The following is a 20,511-nucleotide window of genomic DNA, read 5'->3' as shown; positions in this document are numbered from 1 at the left end:
GGATATAATTTTGTTGAAAATAGTTAGCGTAATTGACCAGATCGGTTCAGATATAGATTATCTAGCTAATGGTTTATTGCCCTATATGGATCGCTATGATTACCAAGTTTTCGATGTACATCCTACAACCCCAAGTACTTCTCAACTTATGCGATTCGAAAAATACGGTAAGGATGCAGACATTATTGATTTTCAACATCCTCATACTGCGCTTTTGCTATTAAACAGGTATTCCTGGCTTTCAGAAAAGAAAAAAATATTAACCAACCATATTCCTGATGATCTAAATAACAGTCAATATAGCATGTTTGATAAAGTAGTCTATTCAAATAAAACGATGCAAAGAAGAATACGTGGCAGCGTGTTTATTTCTTTAACAGTGGATACTAATTTCTGGACTTTTAATGACAAGTGGACGAAGAATAAAAATTTGATTATGGTTACCGATGAAATAAAGCAAGAAAAGGGAGTTTTTGAAGTAGCAGTTGCATGCCGTAACCTTGGGCTAAACCTTTTATTGGTTGGTCGAAAATCGGATGAAAGCTATTTAACTAAAGTGTTAGAAACTGGAAGTGTTACTTACCGACAAGAGATGAGTAAGGAAGAACTTCAACAATTGTATTATCAATCTACCTTATTCGTTTGTAATTCGGATGAAAGTGAGATTGGACCTGTTTCCATATTAGAGGCCATGATCTCTGGGGTGCCCATTCTTTCCCGTTTAGTCGGACATGTGCCAGAACTTAACAAAAAGAATTGTATGCGATTATTAGAGTCTCCATTAAATGATGTCGCTTCATTGACAAATGCTATTGAGAATCTTCTGAGCAACGAGCAAGAGCTCTTAATTATGCGCGAGAGAGCTTGGCAAATTGGCTCAAAACAAGCAGACGAACGCAGAGCATACAATTATCAAAAGCTTTACCGTTCCCTTTTTCCTGGAACCCCAGTCTCTGTAATTGTAACAATTTATGAATATAATCATACAATACTTAATTGTTTACAATCTATTGCTGCCCAAGATTATGTTAATAAAGAGTTAATTATCTGTGATGACAATCCGAATAGTGAAAATCAGTCAGTAATAGAGGAATTTGCACGTTCAGTCTCTTTTCCAGTTGTATATCGAAACACATCCCGAAAGGAAAATGATTATGGGCTAGCTAGAGCTCGTAATGTAGGGATCATAGAGGCAAGTGGTGATATTTTAGTATTTTGCGATCAGCGTATAAGTATGCATTCCAATGCTATTAGTGAATTTGTCAAAAATCTAATGCCTAAAAAATGGTTATTTGGTACAAAAGGAACAATAAAAGGATTTGTTGAGAACTTCTCCTGTGTTTACCGAAATGATCTAATAAAAGCTGGCATGTTCTGTGAGCGTGTTGATGAATATGGTGGGGCAACACAAGAAATATTTAAACGCACTTATTCACAGGGGTTTAAGCATGAACTAATTCCAACTGCTAATTCAACTTTTATTGTTGATTCATTAAGTCTTTCAAAAAGACGTCCAGATATTATTAAAATGCGAAATCGCTTATATAGAATGAACTTTTAGTCTTTAAAAGGGAGAAAAAATAGAGGTAGAGGTGAGATTATTGGAAAGTGGTAATTTAAACAGATCTCATACTATAGATGTAATAGTCTGCGTATATAACGCGTTGGAGTATGTCAAATTGTGCTTAGAATCCTTGATAGCCAAAAAAACCATTCCATTCAATTTAATTATTGTGGATAGTGGGAGTGAAAAAGAAACAAAAGACTATTTAGCTTCTTTCGCAAATAAATATGATTGTAAATTAAAAACTAATCACTCAAAGACTGATTACACAATTGCATCAAATCAAGGACTGAAATTGTCTACATCAAAATATTGTGTGTTATTAAATAGTGACACAATTGTATCTATTCATTGGTTAGAAAAACTGATGGATTGTATGGAATCTGAAAGCAGTACAGGGATTGTTGGACCTTTATCCAATTCGGCCAGCTATCAGTCAGTACCTAAGGATGTTAATGGAAATGGAGGCACGGTAAACGAATTAGAGAAATTAGGCGGTAAAGAGCTAACCATTGAACAAATGGCATATTTTATAGAACAACAATCAAAAAAAATATTTCCGGTTGTTAATCAAGTGAATGGGTTTTGTTATATGATTAACCGTTCCGTCATTGAAAAAATAGGTGATCAGGATGAAATAAACTTTCCTTGCTATGGGGGAGAGGATGATTATTGTATTCGGGCAGTCAATGCAGGGTTTAAACTAAAGGTTGCCGATGATTGCTATATTTATCATTATAAATCCAAAAGTTATATTACTGAAGAAAAAAACGAGAAAAGGAAAAATGCAGGGAGACTTCTACGGGAAAAACATACACCAACAATTGTTAAACATCATTACACTGAAATAAAAAATAACATTGAACTTGCAAGAATAAGGGAAGAAATTGATCTAGCGCTAACTAATAGCAGTTGTATGTATGATTACAATAGGGCTATTTTGCTTTTCTGCTCTGATCCGGAAAAAAATAGCGATCTTGAAACGATGATAAAAGAAACCAAAAGAATGTATAAAGATAATATACTTCTAAAATTGGCTGTACCTTTTCATTTTAAAGAATATCTTACAAAAATATATCCACATCAAGCAGTTCATTTTATATTTTACGAAAATAAAAGTGAATTGATTCGAATTAGTCAGCATTTTGATACCGTAATTGCCGCTGATTTAAAAGCTAATGATACTTTACGGCAAATTGCAGCAAATTATGACCATATTAAAGATGTTTATTATACCGTAGAAAAACATTGAATTTTTAGAAACCCTTCGAAAATAATGATATCCCTTTATTAAGAAAGGTCACATCAAAAGGAAAGCCGATGATTATTTCAACAGGGATGGTATTGGATCCGAAAGAAAGCAAAGTACGAAGAAGCCCCTTGGTATGCCCTCAATATCCATGTACATATGGATGTTGGGGCTTTTTTCTGCTTGCAGCCCGATTGTTCCCCTGATTTGCATAAGGCATATGCCTTCCGGATCAAAGTTTAATAGGTTATTGCTGCTTAATATGTACCCAAGCTCTTTCATAGTTTGTGCATAAAATATATATATATATCATTTGCACCAAGTCTCGCAGTTTGCTAATTTAATGAGTAGGGGGACGTTTATGAAAGGACTAATCTTGTGCGCCGGCCGGGGGACGAGACTGCAGCCTTCGACTTATACCAAACCAAAGTGCATGCTGCCTGTTAACGGGGAGTATATTCTTGTCTCAATTATAAAAAAACTTGTTGCGGCCGGAATTTCCGATATTGGAGTCGTAGTGAACCCTTCTCAAGGAGAGATCCGGGAAATGATTGGGGATGGGGAGCGGTGGAACGCCTCTTTAACCTTTCTGCTGCAAAAAGAAGCTAAGGGACTGGCGGATGCGGTCAAAAGCGCGCGGCCTTTTGTGGAGGATTCCATTTTTTTATTGATGCTTGGCGATAATTTGTATGAGGGTGATATAAAGCCATTAATCCGATCACTGGACGCAGATAAGGCTGCGGCGTCGATACTGCTTCAGCAGGTTAAGGAACCTGGTCAATTTGGAGTTGCCGTCATTAATGATGGGCAAATTGTCAATCTGGAAGAGAAGCCCCGCTATCCCAAATCCAATTTGGCTATTGTCGGCGTGTATGCTCTTACTGCAGCTATCTGGGCGGTAATAGACAGGCTAGTGCCTTCCCCGCGAGGAGAATACGAGATGACGGATGCCATCCAAATGTTAATTTCAGAGGGCGGGCATGTTGCGTACAGCATAACGACCGCAGCGTTTTTTGATATCGGGACCCACGAACGCTGGCTTGAAGCGAACCGCTACAAGATGGATCGAGATACACAGAACTTTGCGGATCCATCCTGCATTCACAGGTCTGTTCTATGGATTCCTCCAGTTAGGGTTGATCCGACCGCAAGCGTAACGAACAGTGTAATTGGGCCTTATGTGTATATTGGTCCGAATTGCGTGGTTGAAGATAGCATTCTGACCAATAGCATTTTGACCGATCAGGTTAAATTGTCCCATATTCATGCGGAGGGAAGTGTTTTTGGATCATATGTTCATCTGGCTGAACAAGAAATTCAGGAGCAGCCAGCCCGTCATATCCTAGGCGATCATGCGACGGTCACAAGAATCTAAGCTGACTTGCAGAACGATTCAAAATAAATAGAATACGTACTAGGAAATAGTCCACTCCAGTCACCAGGGTAAACATACCTTTTAAGGGTAGGTGGTCCTTGAGAAATAATTGAGCTGGTTTTGACGATTAAGAATAAAGGAAGGAGTTATACGGAACATGCGGGTGTTGTTCTTGCATCAGTCTTTTACAATACCCAGCAATCGATCAATGTGCACATTGTGCATGATGATTCCCTAAGTGAAGAGAACAAGTTAAAGCTCACTCAGTTGGTTGATGTATTTCATCACAACATCTTTTTTATCATGTTACAATTCCTGGGGATATGCAGGAAATTTCAGCTGGCGTGCATAAAATCGACTATTGGACAATGGCTAGTATGTACCGATTGTTGCTTCCGATATTTATTCAGGCTGACAGGGTTATCTATATGGACTGCGACATTTTGGTCAATATGGATATTAACGAATTGTGGAGCATCGACCTGCGAGAACGTTATTTGGGCGCAGTGCTGGACCAGGGCGAAAAGTTGCTTGAGTACTTCGTCTCACTGGGGCTGAATGGGGAGCTGTATTTTAACTCAGGGGTCATTCTGTTTCAGCTGAACAATATCCGCAATAATCAAACCTGTATGAAGAAATGCTTAATTTCTTGCGCAATTTCCCAATGACGACCATGCCGGATCAGGATGTTCTGAATGCCGTTTATAGCTCTAACTATTTCGCAAGAGTCAGCTGCTCCGGGTTTTGTACTAAACAACCTGAGTCCATATGAAGTCAGTTACTTATTGTTGGATATCATATATCTTGTACAGCTCATCAAGCATAAGGTTAGCAGCAATTACGCCGCGAAGGACAATATTAAAGTCATACGTCCGGGATATGGCTTAGCTCCGAAATACTATGACCTGCTTTTGGGAAAACCAATGAAAAAAGATTTGAAAAGCTGGGAGCAGTTATTATAGTGAATCTTGACAATTTGTTCGAAAAAGTCTATAACTATAGCATATATCCCATTGAACAGAACTTCGATGACGGGACAAGTACGATAAGGTAACGTTCTCCAGAGAGTCGGTGTTTGCTGCGAGCCGATCGTTCACGCCTTGCCGGAAGATCCTCCCCTAGAAGCTAAGCTGAAGCGTATATGCATACGTGTGTAAGCTATGCCGTCTGCCGGACGTTATCCCGGACCCGTGTGGCATTTCTGCATGCGGAACTGAGATTGTACTGAATACACTCCCCTTAAGGATGTGCGTGAGGTGCAGAATTAGGGTGGTATCGCGAGCGCTGTCTCGCCCCTGTGGGGGCGGGATGGCGCTCATTTGTGTTTACATCCCACTAAATCCCCCTTTCCAAGGGGGACCCCGAGGGCTGGCCGCCCTCTAGACACCTGCAACAAGTGCTCCGAATGGGGAGTGACGATGGCGGAAGGGGAAGGATTACTGCGGCGGAGGGCGCGGCCCTTCTTAGGCTGCCCTGACGGGTACGCCTGCGGGGCCTCAACTACACCGACAGACCCCGGGCCGGTAGCTTGAGGTAGAGCGTGCCGCTTGCGGCGTAAGCGGGCATTACAACAAAATTAACTTACCAAACCCCTTTCCCCTGGAGATCGACAAACTTTCCGGGTGTCCAGAGGGCGGAGCCCTTGGGGCCCTCCCTTGGCGAAGGGAGGGTTTGGGAGGGATCGAAAAGCTTTGAAAGGTTTTGATAGGTTTGAAAGCTTTTAAAGAAGGCTCGGATGAAATCCGAATAAGGTTTAAAGACTAAACGGAAGGATTGACCATCATGCATAAAGTAGATGTCAAAGAAAAAGCACGGGCCAGAGATGTCCGGATATTGAAGAAATGGAGCGACGAGAATACGTTCCGCAGATCCATGGAGAACCGCGAGGGAAGCCCGAACTATGTGTTCTATGAAGGACCTCCGACGGCGAACGGCGTGCCGCATATCGGGCATGTGCTGGGCCGGGTCATCAAGGACTTCGTTGGACGTTACCAGACGATGAAAGGCTTCCGTGTGATCCGCAAAGCGGGCTGGGATACCCACGGCCTGCCGGTTGAACTCGGTGTGCAGAAGAAGCTTGGAATCTCCGGCAAACAGGATATTGAAGAATACGGCGTGGAGAAGTTCATCAAGGAATGTAAGGAAAGTGTATTCGGCTATGAGAAGCAGTGGCGTGAGTTCACCGAAGCGATCGGCTACTGGACGGACCTGGATAACCCTTACGTTACGCTGGATAACACCTACATCGAGAGTGTGTGGAATATCCTCGCTACAGTACATGACAAAGGCTTAATGTACCGCGGACACCGCGTCAGCCCGTACTGCCCGAGCTGTCAGACGACACTGAGCTCCCATGAAGTGGCGCAGGGCTACAAGACAGTCAAGGATCTGAGTGCTACAGCTAAGTTCAAGCTGGACGGCAGCGGCGATTATGTGCTGGCCTGGACGACCACGCCTTGGACACTACCGGCGCATATGGCGCTGGCAATGAACCCGAATATGGAATATGTGCGTGCCCAGCAGGAAGACGGCGTATATGTACTGGCCAAGAATCTCGTGGATGAGGTGCTCAAAGGCGAGTATACGATCCTGTCCACCCATACAGGTGCGGACTTTATCGGCCAGAGCTACACTCCGCCGTTCGATTATATTAAGGCAGAGAAGCATAATGTGATCGTAGGCGCATCGTTTGTTACAGATTCCAGCGGTACCGGGATCGTGCATATGGCTCCGGCACATGGTGAAGATGACTACAAGAGCTGCCGCGAGAATGGCATCAGCTTCGTCAACGTGGTGGATACCTCCGGTAAATATACCGGTGTAGTGAGCGATTTTGCCGGACGGTTCGTCAAAGACGTCGACCTCGATATCGTGAAGGTATTGTCCGAACGTGGACTGCTCTACAGTAAAGAAAAATACGAGCACAGCTATCCGTTCTGCTGGCGCTGCGATACTCCGCTGCTCTATTATGCAACAGACAGCTGGTTCATCCAGACGACAGCGATCAAGGATCAGCTGATCGCCAACAATAACAGTGTGAACTGGTATCCGGACCATGTGCGTGAAGGCCGCTTCGGCAAGTTCCTGGAGGAGCTGGTGGACTGGAATATCAGCCGTAACCGCTACTGGGGCACGCCGCTGAATGTCTGGGTCTGCCAGGACACCGGCAAGGAATTCGCACCGCATAGTATCGCTGAACTAAGATCGATGGCGATCGGCGAAGTAGCAGAGGATATCGAGCTGCATAAGCCGTATGTGGACAACATCAAGCTGCGGAGTCCCTTCAGTGAAGGCGGCGTAATGGTGCGCACACCGGAAGTCATCGACGTATGGTTCGACAGCGGCTCGATGCCGTTCGCCCAGAGTCACTATCCGTTTGAGAATGAGGACAGATTCGCAGACCAGTATCCGGCAGATATGATCTGTGAAGGGATTGACCAGACACGCGGCTGGTTCTACAGCCTGCTTGCCGTATCGACGCTGTTCACGGGCAAAGCGCCTTACAAAGCGGTAATCGCCCACGGTCATATTTTCGATGAGAACGGCCAGAAGATGTCCAAATCCAAAGGCAATGTCATCGACCCTTGGGAGATCATGAACGAATACGGCACCGACGCGTTCCGCTGGGCCATTCTGTCCGACAGTGCGCCATGGAACAACAAACGGTTCTCGCGCGGTCTGGTGGGAGAGACGAAGTCCAAGGTTGTGGATACGCTGGTTAACACGCATGCCTTCCTGACGTTGTATGCTGGTATCGACGGCTACGATCCTGCGGATCACCCGTTCAAGCTGCCTCGGCATAAGCTCGACCGCTGGATTCTGTCCCGATTGAACAGCCTGATCCTGCTGGTGGATAAAGGTCTTGCCGTTAACGATTTCGTGAATACGTCCAAAGCAATTGAGAATTTCGTGGATGAGCTGAGCAACTGGTACATCCGCCGTTCCCGTGACCGGTTCTGGGGCAGCGGGCTGGGCGAAGAGAAGCTGGATGCATACCGCACACTTACGCATGTACTGCTGACCACAGCTACGCTGATGGCACCTTTCACACCGATGCTGTCCGAGGATATCTTTACGAACCTGGGCGGAGGAGAAAGTGTGCATCTCGCAGATTATCCGGAAGCGGATGAAAGCCTGATCGATCTTGCACTGGAAAAGGATATGGAGAGCGCCAGAGGGATCGTGGAGCTGGCACGCAACGTGCGAAACGAGAGCGGCATCAAGACCCGCCAGCCTTTGTCTGAGCTGATCGCCTCGATTGACGATAACTTCAATGTGGCAGATTATGAAGAGCTGATCAAAGACGAAATCAATGTGAAGCATATTGTGATCGAGCACAGCGACAGCGGCTTTGTAGACTTCACCCTGAAGCTGAATCTGAAGGTCGCAGGCAAGAAATACGGCAAGAACGTTGGCTTCCTGCAGGGCTTCCTCAAAGCCATGGACAGTGACGCTACCCGCAAAACCGTACAGGACGGCGGACTCGCCATTGTATCGCCGGACGGGGAAGAGCTGCAGATCACATCCGAGGAGCTGCTGGTCGAGAAGCAGGCCAAACCGGGTTTTGCCTCGGCTTCCGGTTATGGACTGACGGTGGCGCTGAACACCGAAATCACACCGGAGCTGGTGCAGGAAGGCTGGGTACGCGAGGTGGTCCGTGCCGTGCAGGATTACCGTAAACGTCTGGATCTGCCGATCGACAAACGGATTGCTCTTACGCTGCATGTGGATGACGAGCTGAAGGCTGCGGTTACCGCATTCGAGCATATACTGCGCGAGAATGTACTGGTGACTACGGTTGATTTTGACGGAGACTATACCTATGAAACTGTGGATGCCGGCGGCAAGAGCATCGGAATTCATATCGGCGCTTAAGTAAAACCTGCACCCTGCATCACTTGTCCCTATATGGCATATACTAGCTGCAAAGAAAAGATTCTATGGGTTAGAATGCAAAATGACGAGCCCCGTGCTTAAAGAGAGAAGTCTCTTTAACCGGGCTCGTTTGCTTTGCGGGTCATAGAGATTCGAGGGAGGTGTCCGAGGCATGGGCGGATGGAAAGATGGAGATACGGAGGGCGGGAAGCCGGAGAGGCCGGAAGGGCCGGGCAGAATTTCAATTCAGGCCTCGGGAGTAGACAGCAGCATGGATACCGGTAAAGTACCGGAGGAGAAGCGCCAATTCCTGCATTCCGGGGAGCGTATACAGACACCATTTTCTTCTCAAAAGCCTGCAGCCGCGCTCGCAGCAGCCGGTGATCCGGCGGATCTGCCGCAGGAGGAAAAGCTGAACGCGCTGTACCGGATGACCACCCAGCTGGCCCAGCAGATGGAGAAATCGCGGATTGCAGAATATACGGAGCTGCTGCATTCGCCGTTCCGGCTGATATGGCTGAATATTTTTTCCGGAGTAGCCCGGGGGCTGGGGATTGCGCTCGGGTTTACTTTTTTTGCGGCGACGATTATTTATGTGCTTCAGGTGCTTGGGGCATTGAATCTGCCGATTATCGGGGACTATATTGCGGACATTGTGCGGATCGTGCAGCATCAGCTGGAGCTGAAGACCTTCTGACCCGGGTCCAAATTAAAAAAGAGCAGCACGGGGCTACTCCCTTTCTTTTTTGAGCGGGTCCAGCAGGTAGTCACCTTCCCCGTCGTCCATGTAATGGCGGTAGCTGTTGCCTTTGATGATGGTTAGATGATTTCCCGTAATGTCGGTAGCGACGAAATTCTCCCACGGCTCCACGAAGCCTTCGGTTTCGTCCGCTTCGATCTCCATATCATTGTAGGAGCTGATGTTGTTGCCTTCGGCCATGGCAGGGGAATCGGAATTGCCCCAGCTCTCTACAATCTGCCAGGCATCCTCCCCGTCGAAGCCGTTCTGGTCCTCCCGCTCATCCAGGCTGGTCCGTCCAAAAGGTGGTGACAACAGCTCCTCCTCCACCGGGCGTGTAAACGGAGCGCTCTGGCGTGGTGCATGCTCTTTGGTGTAGCGGGTGGATGGAATCGCGGCCAGACGTTCATAAGGAATCGGTTCGCCACTGGCTATACAAATGCCATAGGTGCCTTCATCCATCGCCCGCAGCGCCGCTTCGATATCGTCCAGCTCATGCTCGTCCCGCTCCAGCAGGGAAATATCCATGGAACGGTTATATAGCTCGGTGGCGGCATCGCCGGGATGGTTGTCGATCTCGGACAGCTCTCCGGTAGTATCGCGCATAGCTTCCTGCAGTCCGTAATGCTCATTATTTTGCAGCCTGTGCTTGATGTCCTCCTGCTGCTGTAGCAGTAATGCGCGCAGCCCGGAGAGCTGGGTTGATGTCAGATGGCTCATTGCTGTGAGCTCCTTTCGGTGGCTTAATCCTCGCTGAAACGGTTCCGTCTTTATTAAGGAGGGCAAAGCCGTTTCCGCTTGTATAGCTTGGCCGCAGGGGCCCTTTTTTAGCGATGGAAAATAGTACCCGTACTTTGGAGGGTTTAGAGTGCCATGCAATGGACTGTATCTTGAGGCCTGTGCTACAATATACAAGTCTTTATACAGTATTCGTACCGCGGACCGCGGGAAAAATAAGAACGGAGTGACAACTTCTGTGGTGTACTTTCTGATTGCGCTAATTGTATTTTTGATTGACCAGGGTACCAAATATCTGATTGCTACCCGGCTGGAGATCGCAGAGCAGATTCCGGTTATAAAGGATTTCTTCATTATCACGTCCCACCGCAATCGTGGAGCCGCTTTCGGAATTCTTGAAGGACAACAGTGGTTCTTCATTGTAATTACGGTTATAGTTGTTGCCGGTATCGTCTGGTATCTGAACAAGGCCCGGAAGACCCGCAAATTGCTGCCTACGGCGTTGTCTCTGGTGCTTGGAGGAGCCATCGGAAACTTCATCGACCGGATTCTGAACGGTGAAGTTGTGGATTTCCTGATGTTCAATTTCGGCAGCTATACCTTCCCGATCTTCAACGTAGCCGATTCCTGCATCGTGGTAGGGGTAGCCCTGATCATTCTTGATACGCTGCTGGATGTGAAAGGCGAGCAGGAAGTCACCGAAGTTAAGGAATCACAGGAAGTCAAAGAAGGGAATGAATGATTTTGAATAAAGACGTCAATGAGCAGGCGGTGTCTGGCGCCCTCGAAGAAGAAAGAGACGTCACCGAATGGATGGTTGCCGCGGAGAATGCCCGGGAACGGATTGATAAGTACATTACGGAGTCTTGGGAAGAAGAGGTTTCCCGCTCGCAGGTTCAGCTGTGGATCAGCGGCGGACATGTGACGGTGAACGGCGCGCCTGTCAAAGCAAACTACAAGCTGTATGAAGGCGATAAGGTGGCTGTTACGGTGCCGGAAGCCGAAGTTACGGATTTAATTGCGGAGAATATCCCGCTTGAGGTTGTATATGAAGACAGCGATGTTATCGTGGTGAATAAGCCGCGCGGTATGGTGGTGCATCCGGCAGTAGGACATCCCTCAGGCACCCTGGTCAATGCGCTGATGTATCATTGCAAGGACCTGTCAGGTATTAACGGCGAGATTCGTCCGGGCATTGTGCACCGTATCGACAAGGATACCTCCGGTCTGATTATGGCTGCTAAGAATGACGCCAGTCATGCTTCACTTGCCGCCCAACTGAAGGAGCACAGTGTAACCCGCCGCTACATCGCAGTGGTGCATGGCAATCTGTCTCATGATAAAGGCACAGTAGATGCCCCAATCGGCCGTGATCCGCATGACCGTAAGCTGTATATGGTCACTGAGAAGAACAGCAAACGTTCTGTGACGCATTTTACGGTGCTTGAGCGGTTCGGCGACTGTACGCTGCTTGAGCTGCAGCTGGAGACCGGACGGACGCATCAGATCCGTGTGCATATGAAGTTCATCGGCCATCCGCTGGTCGGCGATCCAATCTATGGACGCAGCAAAGGTACGACGATGACTGGACAGGCTCTGCATGCTGCTGTACTGGGATTTGTGCATCCTGCCACAGGAGAGTATAAGGAGTTCAGCGCGCCGCTTCCGGCAGATATGGAAGAAGTGCTGTACACACTGCGCAGCAGATAAGTACAAATGAATAGATTATAAGTCCATGGCTTCTAAGGCAGCTTTGCTTCATATTTAGATCATGGATTCACAACAAAAGCCAGGAGATGAGACGAAGATTATGAGTATTGAACACTATCAGGATACATTCATTCAGACTAATTTTGCGGACCGCATCGGCGGCGCCGGATATGGCAAGGACACTTCCATCTACAAATTCGAGAAAATCAAACGCGCCAAAGCATCGGCGAAGCAGGATTTTCCTAACATTGAATTGATCGACATGGGCGTCGGTGAGCCGGACGAAATGGCGGATGAAGGCATTGTGGCAAGACTTGCCCTTGAAGCTGCCAAAGAAGAAAACCGCGGATATTCTGACAACGGGATTCCTGAATTCAAAGCGGCTGCTGCTGTTTATCTGAAGGAAGTGTTCCAGGTAGACGGCATCGACCCGGTAAATGAAATCGTACATTCCATCGGTTCGAAGCCTGCGCTGGCGATGATGCCGTCCGTCTTCATTAATCCGGGCGACATCACGATCATGACCGTTCCGGGTTATCCGGTGCTGGGCACCCACACCAAGTATTTGGGCGGACAAGTATTCTCCGTTGAGCTTAAGAAGGAGAATAACTTCCTGCCTGACCTGAACTCCATTCCGGAGGATGTAGCACACAAGGCGAAGCTGCTCTACCTGAACTATCCGAACAATCCTACAGGCGCAAGCGCAACTCCTGAATTTTTCAGCGAAGTAGTAGCCTGGGCGAAGAAATACGATGTAGTTGTTATCCATGACGCTCCTTATGCAGCACTGACGTATGATGGCGTGAAGCCGCTGAGCTTCCTGTCCGTACCTGGGGCCAAGGATGTCGGCGTGGAGCTGCACTCCCTGTCCAAGTCCTACAATATGACCGGCTGGAGAATCGGTTTCGTTGCCGGCAACCCGCTGATCGTTAAGGCTTTCAGTGATGTGAAGGACAACAATGACTCCGGCCAATTCATCGCGATTCAAAAAGCTGCCGCATACGGTCTGTCTCATCCAGAGATTACCGAAGCGATTGCTGCCAAATACTCCCGCCGCCACAACATGCTGGTGGATGCACTGAACAGCCTGGGCTTCAAGGCAGAGAAACCGAAGGGGTCCTTCTTCCTGTATGTAGCTGCTCCAAAAGGTGTCAAAGGCGGACGCCGCTTCGAATCCGGCGAGGACTTCTCGCAGTTCCTGATCCGCGAGAAGCTGATCTCCACCGTGCCTTGGGATGATGCCGGCGCGTTCGTGCGTTTCTCCGTGACTTTCGTCGCCAAAGGTGAAGAAGATGAGAAGCGTGTAATTTCTGAAATTCAAAGACGCCTTAGCGACGTTGAATTCGAATTTTAAGTTTGGTTGATGAGACCGCTGCAGAGGAATCTGCGGCGGCTTTTTATTATGGCAGCCGATCGCTCCCGAGCCTCACTATCCACTTCGGTCTGGTCAAATGTTACAAACTGCAACTTTACTCAGACGAAACAGGCACTGAAAGCGCAAATCCTGCACTTTTTACAACAATCCCTCTTAAGCCCCCTAATCGAATTGGAGTCCTAAAGATGCATAAGGTACACTAATAGAGAAGGGGATGAGGACATGAAAAGTAACAAGTTGTACGATGAACAACGGATTAAAGTTGCCCAGGAAGCGATTAATGGGACGAAGCTCTCTTTCCTCGCCCGTAAATATTCAGTTTCTCCCAGCACGATTACGAACTGGGTGAAGTTCTACAAAGAACGATTTGGTGAGCAAGCGACACCTTCAGTTAACGAACGTATTGAAGATGCCAAACGTGTCCAAGAGTTAGAGACCAAAATGGACACTGCGATTAAACTGCTGGGCGAAAAGGATTTGGAGATCGAACTCCTGCGTGAACTGCTAAAAAAGACCAACCCCGCTTACAAGACAGACTTGAAATAGCCGATGAAAGCATTAAGCGGGGCTATGCGGTATCGGTGGTACTTCGGCTGGTGGGTGTGCTGGAATCGACCTACTATGCCCGCAAACAGCGTCAAAAGGAGAACACCAAATCTACGGTAAGCTTAGGGACAGCCGGAAGACCGATCCCAGCGTATTCGTTGACGAAAGACGGCCAGAAGGTCAGCGACGAGCAGATCGAAGAATGGCTTAGCGAACTCGTTGCAGGCGAGGAACACGGCTACGGTTACCGTAACTTAGCGCATGCCCTCTACATCCAGCATGACTTAATTCTGAACCACAAGAAGGCCTACCGGCTTTGTAAAAAGCTAGGGCTGCTCCAAAAGAAGCCTGACAAGAAAGTGAGATATCCAAGACGGCTTGCCCAAAACCGCGTGGTTACCGGAGCCAACCAACTTTGGCAAATAGATATTAAGTACGGATACGTTCATGGCTACGACCGCTTCTTTTTTATCTTTGACATGATTGATGTGTTTGACCGCTGTATTGTCGGCTACCACTTGGGTGCAAGTTGCAGTGCAAAGGAGATCTGCACGACCATTAAGCAGGCGTTGAAGGCCCGTATACAGCCTGGAGGGGCTAGGCCTATTCTTCGCTCAGACAATGGTCCTCAATTTCTCAGTCATGCTTTTGCAGAGATGTGTATGGACCCGGATGAACCTTTGATTCATGAACGGATTCCGCCTAAAACGCCGAATATGAATGCATATATTGAGTCCTTCCACAGCATTTTAGAACGAGATCTCTACAGCAAAATGTACTTTGAAACCTTTGAAGAAGCCTACGAGACTGTCACGGAGTACATTGAATTTTACAACGAACGCCGCTTTCACGGCAGTTTAAACCGATTGAGTCCTAACCAATACCATGCGGCATGGAGAGCAGGCCAAGTGGCAGAGGTAAACATCTCACTTTAAGAAACTGCAAGAACCAGAGATTTCAAGAGAATGACTCCATAATTAAGGGGCCGAACCGATCCGCTTCAGAGGTAAGTGCATATTCATACTAAATGCTGTAAAAAATAAAACATTAAACCCAATGATGCATTTACGGAGCAAAAATCCTGTAAAATGTGCAACATTACTTGGACAGGCCGGTAACAGGGGGGGACAGTATGCATGTGACGGTGAGAGTAAGGTGGGGTTAGCAGCCTCGAATATAAAGATAAGCCAGCCGGAAACTCACGGCTGACCTGGAACAGCAGCCTAACCTTTCCGGTAGGCCTTGCTGTGAAAGGCATTAATATAACGGAATAGCGCTTCGCCATCGTCCGGTACATTTCCGCTACCATCCAGTGGCAGCAGCATCGCCTGATAAGGCTCGGGCACCCAGACATACTGGTGGACATAGGAGGTCAGGACGAATCCGTTCCGCTCCCAGAAATGAATGCGCTCCTTGTGTGTATCCGAGGTTCCGGATTCAGCTTCGATGATGATTCCCCGTACGTTGTGTTCTTGAACAGCCCAGTCCCTGATCTGTACGAGGAACCAGGTTCCCATACCCGCCCCGCGCAGCTCCTTATCGACCGCCAAGTAATCTATGATCAGTACCTTATCGTCAGTCTTTCCCACGACCCCAGTAACGGCCATAGCGACAACCTGCCCCTGCTGATCAAGTCCCGCATGTAGATAAGCAATCTTCCGCTCCAGCATACTGCGGAGAATCCCTTTTGACTTAGCGCCGCTCGGGAAAGCCTCCCGGTACACCGGCTCCATCTGCTTCCAGAGCTGTTCATCCCATTTATCTACTGTAATAAACTCCAGGTCCATGATCTGTTCGCCTCCATTTTTATCATAGCAGAGGCGGGGCGGGAACGAAAATATGCCAGCGGGCAGGATAGTTCAATCATTTCACGAATTTTTTATAAGCTGGATAATTCTGTGAATTTACGCAATGATTATTTTTTGAAGGTATGATTAAATTGAAGCAACCGAGTCATCAAGTTGTCTCTCAAATAGTTGATGATTCCATATTAAGCAGATACCATAATCAACACTGTATTTAAGAAATTACATAAAAGAAACGCACTATAAGGAGGAATGTGAACGAAATGAAGTTCGACCTTCGTGAATTAGCGTTGTTTGCAGAGCAGGCTGTAACAAAAGCGGGTGACAGAATTTCCGAATTGCGCATCCGGGAAAAAATTGAAGTGAATTACAAGGATTATGGTGAACTTGTGACATCCGCTGATTGGTTATCGGAAAAAATCATTCAAGAAGCCATAATGGATGAATTTCAAGGTCATCGAATTCTTTCTGAGGAAAATGGAGTACATAACTGGGATAATTTCAAGTTTGACGGTCCGGTTTGGGTAATTGATCCCTTAGATGGAACAGTTAATTTTGCTCGCAACCTGCCGCATTACGGCGTTTCATTGGCTTTTGCCCTTGATGGCGTAGTGCTGGCAGGAGCAGTATATGCGCCAGATTTGCACTGTACTTATGTTGGGATTAAAGGAGAAGGCTCTTATTGCAATGGTGAGCGTTTACAAATTCGTACATGTACTTCGCTGCTAGATGCTGTCATAGGCACAGGTTTTCCGCATGATCCAGCAAAATTGGAGCCAGCAATCGAAAGAGTGAACCGACTCAGAAGGAACTGCCGCGACATTAGGCGTTTTGCCGCACCAACAGTAGACATTTGTTATGTGGCGTCCGGTAAATTAGATGCGCATACGGAAAGTCTTTCACCGTGGGACGTAGCCGCCGCAGGCTTGATTGCACGGGAGGCGGGAGCATTAAGTTGCAATGTACATATGGTGCCTGATCACATCCCTAATGAACTCAATGGTGAAGAGGCCGTATTCGCTACACCCGGAATCTTCGATGATCTCTTGACATTATTGCGGAAGGAATCTGAATAAAAGGTTCATTCGCTTTTCAGGATAGCTTTAGTTCCGAGTATGCACTATCAGCGCAGCGCTATAGTACCGCCTTTCCTGCCCCACCCAACTCGGGGTGGGGTGGAATCTTTCACCCCGTTTAGGTGGAAGCGGCGGAGGGGATTTTGGAACTGGAAGGAGCGGAGCGTCCGCCTTTATGTTTGGATTTCTACCGCGGCGGCGGTAATAATCAGGAAATCCAAACATAACAGCGGCCGGAAGTCCAAAATCACCGCAGCCGCGCCCTTCACCAAAACAAATCTTGCAGAAAGTTTGACACCACCCTTTTCTTCTGTCATAATTCCCTTTAGTTGAATATGCGCCTTTAAATCAGTCCCGTGAGGCTGGCAAGGTAACGTGAATCGAGGTTCGCGAACATGGAAGCAGGAATCCGTATGAGTACGGAGTGCCTTTTTATGCGCGCGGACACGCCATCTTTTTGAATCTGCGGATTTCACTCCTTGCCTGTTTCGGGCAAGGAGTTTTTTGTTTATCCGGGAACTTGAGCAGGCGATCAAGTAGGAGGATGGCACGATGATGGTTACTGAAAAAAATGTCATTATGGACGAAACGGCGATTCGCCGGGCACTGTCACGCATTGCACATGAGATTTTGGAGAAGAACAAGGGTATTGAGAATTGTCTGCTGGTCGGCATCCGTACGAGAGGGATTTATCTGGCCCAGCGGATTGCGGAGCGCATCAAGGAGATTGAAGGCGTGGATATACCTTACGGTGAGCTGGATATCACGCATTACCGCGATGACCGCGAAGGCGGCGACAACAGGGAGTCGATGGACAAGGCTGTGGTCAACAGCAATCTGATCCTGCCCCCGGGCAGCAGCGGCATCCAGGACAAGAAAGTGATTCTGTTCGACGATGTGCTGTACACCGGCAGAACGATCCGGGCAGCGATGGATGCGCTGATGGATTGCGGACGGCCGCGGATGATCCAGCTTGCTGTACTGGCTGACCGCGGACACCGGGAACTTCCGATCCGCCCTGACTATATTGGCAAGAACGTACCCACCTCCAGGCATGAGCAGATTGAAGTGTCACTGACCGAATTCGACGGCAAGGACGAAGTGTACATTATTTCAAACCGGGAGGAACGATAACAATGATGACGGCAACCAAAGTGAAGGAACGCAGTCTGCTGGGGATTAAGGAACTGGACGCTTCGGAAATCAGCCAGCTTTTGAACAGAACGGCTTACTGGGACAATCAGAGCGAGAAGCTCACGCCGGTGCTGAGATCGCATTTTGTTGCCAACATGTTTTTTGAGAATAGCACACGGACCCGCTTCTCCTTCGAAATGGCCGAGAAACGGCTGGGCGTTCAGGTCCTGAACTTCACGGCGGCAGCTTCCAGTGTAGAAAAAGGCGAGTCGATCTACGATACCGTACGCACCTTAGAATCGATGGGGATCGATGCCGGAGTTGTGCGTTTGAAGCCTGCAGGCGTGCTGCAGCAGCTGGCCGAGAAGGTAAGCATCCCGCTGATCAATGCCGGAGACGGCAACAATGAGCACCCGACACAGGCGCTGCTGGATCTGTACACGATGCGCAAGCATTTCGGAGAACTGAAGGGCCTGAAAGTGTCGATTATCGGAGATATTATGCATAGCCGGGTGGCACGCTCCAACCTGTGGGCATTGACCAAGATGGGCGCAAGCGTCCAGTTCTGCGCACCGGCGAATATGCAGGCTCCTGAGCTTGCCGCGTACGCTCCATACGTTTCAATGGAAGAAGCGCTGAAAGCGGATGTGGTTATGATGCTGAGAGTGCAGCTGGAACGGCATGCCTCCGGTATTATTTTATCGGCAGCAGAGTACCGGGAGCACTTCGGACTTACGGAAGAACGCGCTGCGAAGCTGGACAAGGGAACGATCATCATGCACCCGGCGCCGGTCAACCGCAATGTGGAGATCGATGATGCAGTGGTGGAGAGCAGCCAGTCACGGATTTTCCCGCAGATGGCGAATGGAGTCCCGGTACGGATGGCAGTGATGGAGAGAGCACTTCAGTAGCAAGATTCCGTAAAAAAACCTCACATAACTTTACTAATAAATATACACAAAGATGAATTTTTATTATATAATAACTAAAGAGCTTACGGCTGCGGCCTGAGGCACAAAGGAGAATCATAACCGTGATCATTAAAAACGCCAGTGTACTGGGCCAAGAAGGCGTGCTGGAGCGCAAGCATATTGTCGTGTTGAACGGGGTAATCTCTAAGATTCTGGATGCCGCTGAAGCGGTAGATGAAGCAGGAGAGATCATCGAAGCGGAAGGCAAGCTGCTGATCCCGGGACTGATCGATATGCATGTGCACTTACGTGAACCGGGGTTTGAACATAAGGAAACGATTGAGACCGGCGCACGTTCGGCGGCCAAAGGCGGATTCACGACTATCGCCTGCATGCCGAATACACGCCCGGTAACAGACAGTGCAGAGATCGTCCAACTGGTAAAAGATAAGGCGCGTGAAGCCGGACTCGTGAAGGTGCTGCCTTATGCGGCCATTACGAAGAATGAGCTGGGACTTGAGCTGACTGACTTTGCGGCACTGAAAGCGGCTGGAGCGATTGGCTTCACCGACGACGGTGTAGGCGTACAGAGCGCACAAATGATGAAGGATGCCATGAAGCTGGCGGCAGGAATGGATATGCCGGTCATTGCCCACTGCGAGGACAACTCGCTGGTTGAGGGCTGCGCGGTAGCGGAAGGTACGTTTGCCGACAAGCATGGACTTAAGGGAATTCCGAATGAGTCGGAAGCCATCCATGTAGGGCGCGACATACTGCTGTCTGAAGCTACGGGCGTTCACTACCATGTGTGCCACGTCAGCACCGAGCAATCGGTACGGCTGATCCGTCAGGCTAAGCAGATCGGCATCAAGGTGACCGCTGAGGTGTGCCCGCATCATCTGCTGCTCTCGGAGGAAGACATTCCGGGCATGGACGCGAACTGGAAAATGAACCCGCCGCTTCGCTCGCGCCGCGATGTGGAAGCCTGCATCGAAGGCCTGCTGGACGGCACGCTGGATATCATCGTTACCGATCATGCACCGCACAGTGCGGAAGAGAAAGCAAAAGGCATGCAGCTTGCACCGTTTGGCATCGTCGGTTTTGAGACAGCCTTCCCGCTGCTGTATACCGCTTTTGTGGCCACTGGCAAATGGGATCTGTCCCTGCTGGTCCAGCGGATGACCGCTGATCCGGCCCGGGTGTTCAGATTGAACACTGGCAGCCTTGCAGTAGGCGCGCCTGCCGATCTGACACTGATTGATATGAATGAAGAGAAGGAAGTGGACCCGGCAACGTTTGCCAGCAAAGGGCGGAATACTCCTTTTGGCGGATGGAAGCTTAAGGGCTGGCCGGTGAAGACTTGGGTAGACGGCAGAGCCGTATGGAGTGAAGTATAACTGACGGTTACTGGCAG

At 48.4% G+C, this 20,511-nt stretch carries 18 protein-coding genes and 1 pseudogene; 16 read left to right on the top strand and 3 right to left on the bottom strand.

Going from position 1 to position 20,511, the window contains the following annotated elements; genetic code table 11:
• The first annotated feature begins 10 nt into the window (after nucleotides 1-10).
• The 7 genes and pseudogenes from R50912_RS24285 (at nucleotide 11) to R50912_RS24255 (ending at nucleotide 9,760) form a co-directional block, all read left to right on the top strand.
• The gene (locus tag R50912_RS24285; RefSeq protein ID WP_042238488.1) at nucleotides 11-1,561 is read left to right on the top strand and encodes a glycosyltransferase; all 1,551 of its coding nucleotides are present in this window, start codon (nucleotides 11-13) and stop codon (nucleotides 1,559-1,561) included.
• Between the two features lie 40 nt (nucleotides 1,562-1,601).
• Complete coding sequence (locus R50912_RS33515) at nucleotides 1,602-2,816, top strand: glycosyltransferase family 2 protein (RefSeq protein ID WP_052416662.1); 1,215 nt, start codon at nucleotides 1,602-1,604, stop codon at nucleotides 2,814-2,816.
• A 358-nt stretch (nucleotides 2,817-3,174) separates the two neighbouring features.
• On the top strand, nucleotides 3,175-4,188 hold the full coding sequence (locus R50912_RS24275) for a sugar phosphate nucleotidyltransferase (protein WP_042238486.1): 1,014 nt from the start codon (nucleotides 3,175-3,177) through the stop codon (nucleotides 4,186-4,188).
• A gap of 323 nt (nucleotides 4,189-4,511) precedes the next feature.
• On the top strand, nucleotides 4,512-4,856 hold the full coding sequence (locus R50912_RS24270) for a glycosyltransferase (RefSeq protein ID WP_042238484.1): 345 nt from the start codon (nucleotides 4,512-4,514) through the stop codon (nucleotides 4,854-4,856).
• 183 nt (nucleotides 4,857-5,039) lie between these two features.
• Nucleotides 5,040-5,150 (top strand): annotated as a pseudogene (locus R50912_RS36365) (pseudaminic acid synthase); the annotation flags it as partial.
• Between the two features lie 820 nt (nucleotides 5,151-5,970).
• A complete protein-coding gene (gene ileS, locus R50912_RS24260; RefSeq protein ID WP_042238480.1) occupies nucleotides 5,971-9,063 on the top strand; it encodes an isoleucine--tRNA ligase in 3,093 nt (1,030 codons plus the stop codon).
• Between the two features lie 394 nt (nucleotides 9,064-9,457).
• Nucleotides 9,458-9,760 (top strand): DUF5665 domain-containing protein, encoded by a 303-nt coding sequence (locus R50912_RS24255; RefSeq protein ID WP_156123494.1) that lies wholly within the window; start codon nucleotides 9,458-9,460, stop codon nucleotides 9,758-9,760.
• 33 nt (nucleotides 9,761-9,793) lie between these two features.
• On the opposite strand, the gene R50912_RS24250 is transcribed toward R50912_RS24255, so the two are convergent.
• A complete protein-coding gene (locus R50912_RS24250; RefSeq protein ID WP_042238479.1) occupies nucleotides 9,794-10,522 on the bottom strand; it encodes a TraR/DksA C4-type zinc finger protein in 729 nt (242 codons plus the stop codon).
• Between the two features lie 256 nt (nucleotides 10,523-10,778).
• On the opposite strand from R50912_RS24250, the gene lspA reads away from it, so the two are divergent.
• From lspA to R50912_RS24225, 5 genes are all read left to right on the top strand, one after another.
• A complete protein-coding gene (gene lspA, locus R50912_RS24245; protein WP_042243176.1) occupies nucleotides 10,779-11,282 on the top strand; it encodes a signal peptidase II in 504 nt (167 codons plus the stop codon).
• On the top strand, nucleotides 11,279-12,250 hold the full coding sequence (locus R50912_RS24240) for an RluA family pseudouridine synthase (RefSeq protein ID WP_039304352.1): 972 nt from the start codon (nucleotides 11,279-11,281) through the stop codon (nucleotides 12,248-12,250). Before lspA ends, R50912_RS24240 begins: the two co-directional genes overlap by 4 nt.
• A gap of 100 nt (nucleotides 12,251-12,350) precedes the next feature.
• A complete protein-coding gene (locus R50912_RS24235; protein ID WP_042238477.1) occupies nucleotides 12,351-13,604 on the top strand; it encodes an LL-diaminopimelate aminotransferase in 1,254 nt (417 codons plus the stop codon).
• Nucleotides 13,605-13,847: 243 nt separating this feature from the next.
• Nucleotides 13,848-14,171: a transposase gene (locus R50912_RS24230; protein ID WP_042236251.1), complete on the top strand. Its 324-nt coding sequence runs from the start codon at nucleotides 13,848-13,850 to the stop codon at nucleotides 14,169-14,171.
• 35 nt (nucleotides 14,172-14,206) lie between these two features.
• Entirely contained in the window at nucleotides 14,207-15,106 is a 900-nt protein-coding gene (locus R50912_RS24225; protein ID WP_052416189.1) for an IS3 family transposase, read from the top strand.
• Nucleotides 15,107-15,394: 288 nt separating this feature from the next.
• On the opposite strand, the gene R50912_RS24220 is transcribed toward R50912_RS24225, so the two are convergent.
• Nucleotides 15,395-15,958 carry a GNAT family N-acetyltransferase gene (locus R50912_RS24220; protein WP_052416661.1) on the bottom strand — a complete coding sequence of 188 codons (564 nt, stop codon included), beginning with the start codon at nucleotides 15,956-15,958 and terminating at the stop codon, nucleotides 15,395-15,397.
• Between the two features lie 281 nt (nucleotides 15,959-16,239).
• On the opposite strand from R50912_RS24220, the gene R50912_RS24215 reads away from it, so the two are divergent.
• Nucleotides 16,240-17,052, top strand: coding sequence for an inositol monophosphatase family protein (locus R50912_RS24215; RefSeq protein ID WP_042238476.1), 813 nt, complete (start codon nucleotides 16,240-16,242; stop codon nucleotides 17,050-17,052).
• A 173-nt stretch (nucleotides 17,053-17,225) separates the two neighbouring features.
• On the opposite strand, the gene R50912_RS35750 is transcribed toward R50912_RS24215, so the two are convergent.
• Complete coding sequence (locus R50912_RS35750; protein ID WP_197072975.1) at nucleotides 17,226-17,528, bottom strand: hypothetical protein; 303 nt, start codon at nucleotides 17,526-17,528, stop codon at nucleotides 17,226-17,228.
• Between the two features lie 79 nt (nucleotides 17,529-17,607).
• Between R50912_RS35750 and pyrR the strand changes: the two genes are divergently transcribed.
• From pyrR to R50912_RS24200, 3 genes are all read left to right on the top strand, one after another.
• Nucleotides 17,608-18,186, top strand: a complete 579-nt coding sequence (pyrR, locus tag R50912_RS24210; RefSeq protein ID WP_042243170.1) for a bifunctional pyr operon transcriptional regulator/uracil phosphoribosyltransferase PyrR — start codon at nucleotides 17,608-17,610, stop codon at nucleotides 18,184-18,186.
• Between the two features lie 2 nt (nucleotides 18,187-18,188).
• Nucleotides 18,189-19,097, top strand: a complete 909-nt coding sequence (locus R50912_RS24205) for an aspartate carbamoyltransferase catalytic subunit (RefSeq protein WP_042238475.1) — start codon at nucleotides 18,189-18,191, stop codon at nucleotides 19,095-19,097.
• A gap of 116 nt (nucleotides 19,098-19,213) precedes the next feature.
• Nucleotides 19,214-20,494 (top strand): dihydroorotase, encoded by a 1,281-nt coding sequence (locus R50912_RS24200; protein WP_042238474.1) that lies wholly within the window; start codon nucleotides 19,214-19,216, stop codon nucleotides 20,492-20,494.
• Nucleotides 20,495-20,511: the final 17 nt, after the last annotated feature.

The sequence above is a fragment of the Paenibacillus sp. FSL R5-0912 genome (genome assembly GCF_000758605.1).
Lineage (GTDB): Bacteria > Bacillota > Bacilli > Paenibacillales > Paenibacillaceae > Paenibacillus_AQ.
The sequence above is the reverse complement of the archived record's forward strand: the minus strand, read 5'-3'. Positions and strand labels throughout refer to the sequence as shown.

Bases quoted from the DNA above. Each gene is read 5' to 3' on its own strand.
- R50912_RS24275 (WP_042238486.1), top strand. From the start codon at position 3,175: ATGAAAGGACTAATCTTGTGCGCCGGCCGGGGGACGAGACTGCAGCCT.
- R50912_RS24270 (WP_042238484.1), top strand. From the start codon at position 4,512: ATGCAGGAAATTTCAGCTGGCGTGCATAAAATCGACTATTGGACAATG.
- ileS (WP_042238480.1), top strand. From the start codon at position 5,971: ATGCATAAAGTAGATGTCAAAGAAAAAGCACGGGCCAGAGATGTCCGG.
- R50912_RS24250 (WP_042238479.1), bottom strand. From the start codon at position 10,522: ATGAGCCATCTGACATCAACCCAGCTCTCCGGGCTGCGCGCATTACTG.
- R50912_RS24240 (WP_039304352.1), top strand. From the start codon at position 11,279: ATGATTTTGAATAAAGACGTCAATGAGCAGGCGGTGTCTGGCGCCCTC.
- R50912_RS24235 (WP_042238477.1), top strand. From the start codon at position 12,351: ATGAGTATTGAACACTATCAGGATACATTCATTCAGACTAATTTTGCG.
- R50912_RS24230 (WP_042236251.1), top strand. From the start codon at position 13,848: ATGAAAAGTAACAAGTTGTACGATGAACAACGGATTAAAGTTGCCCAG.
- R50912_RS24220 (WP_052416661.1), bottom strand. From the start codon at position 15,958: ATGGACCTGGAGTTTATTACAGTAGATAAATGGGATGAACAGCTCTGG.
- R50912_RS24215 (WP_042238476.1), top strand. From the start codon at position 16,240: ATGAAGTTCGACCTTCGTGAATTAGCGTTGTTTGCAGAGCAGGCTGTA.
- pyrR (WP_042243170.1), top strand. From the start codon at position 17,608: ATGGTTACTGAAAAAAATGTCATTATGGACGAAACGGCGATTCGCCGG.
- R50912_RS24205 (WP_042238475.1), top strand. From the start codon at position 18,189: ATGATGACGGCAACCAAAGTGAAGGAACGCAGTCTGCTGGGGATTAAG.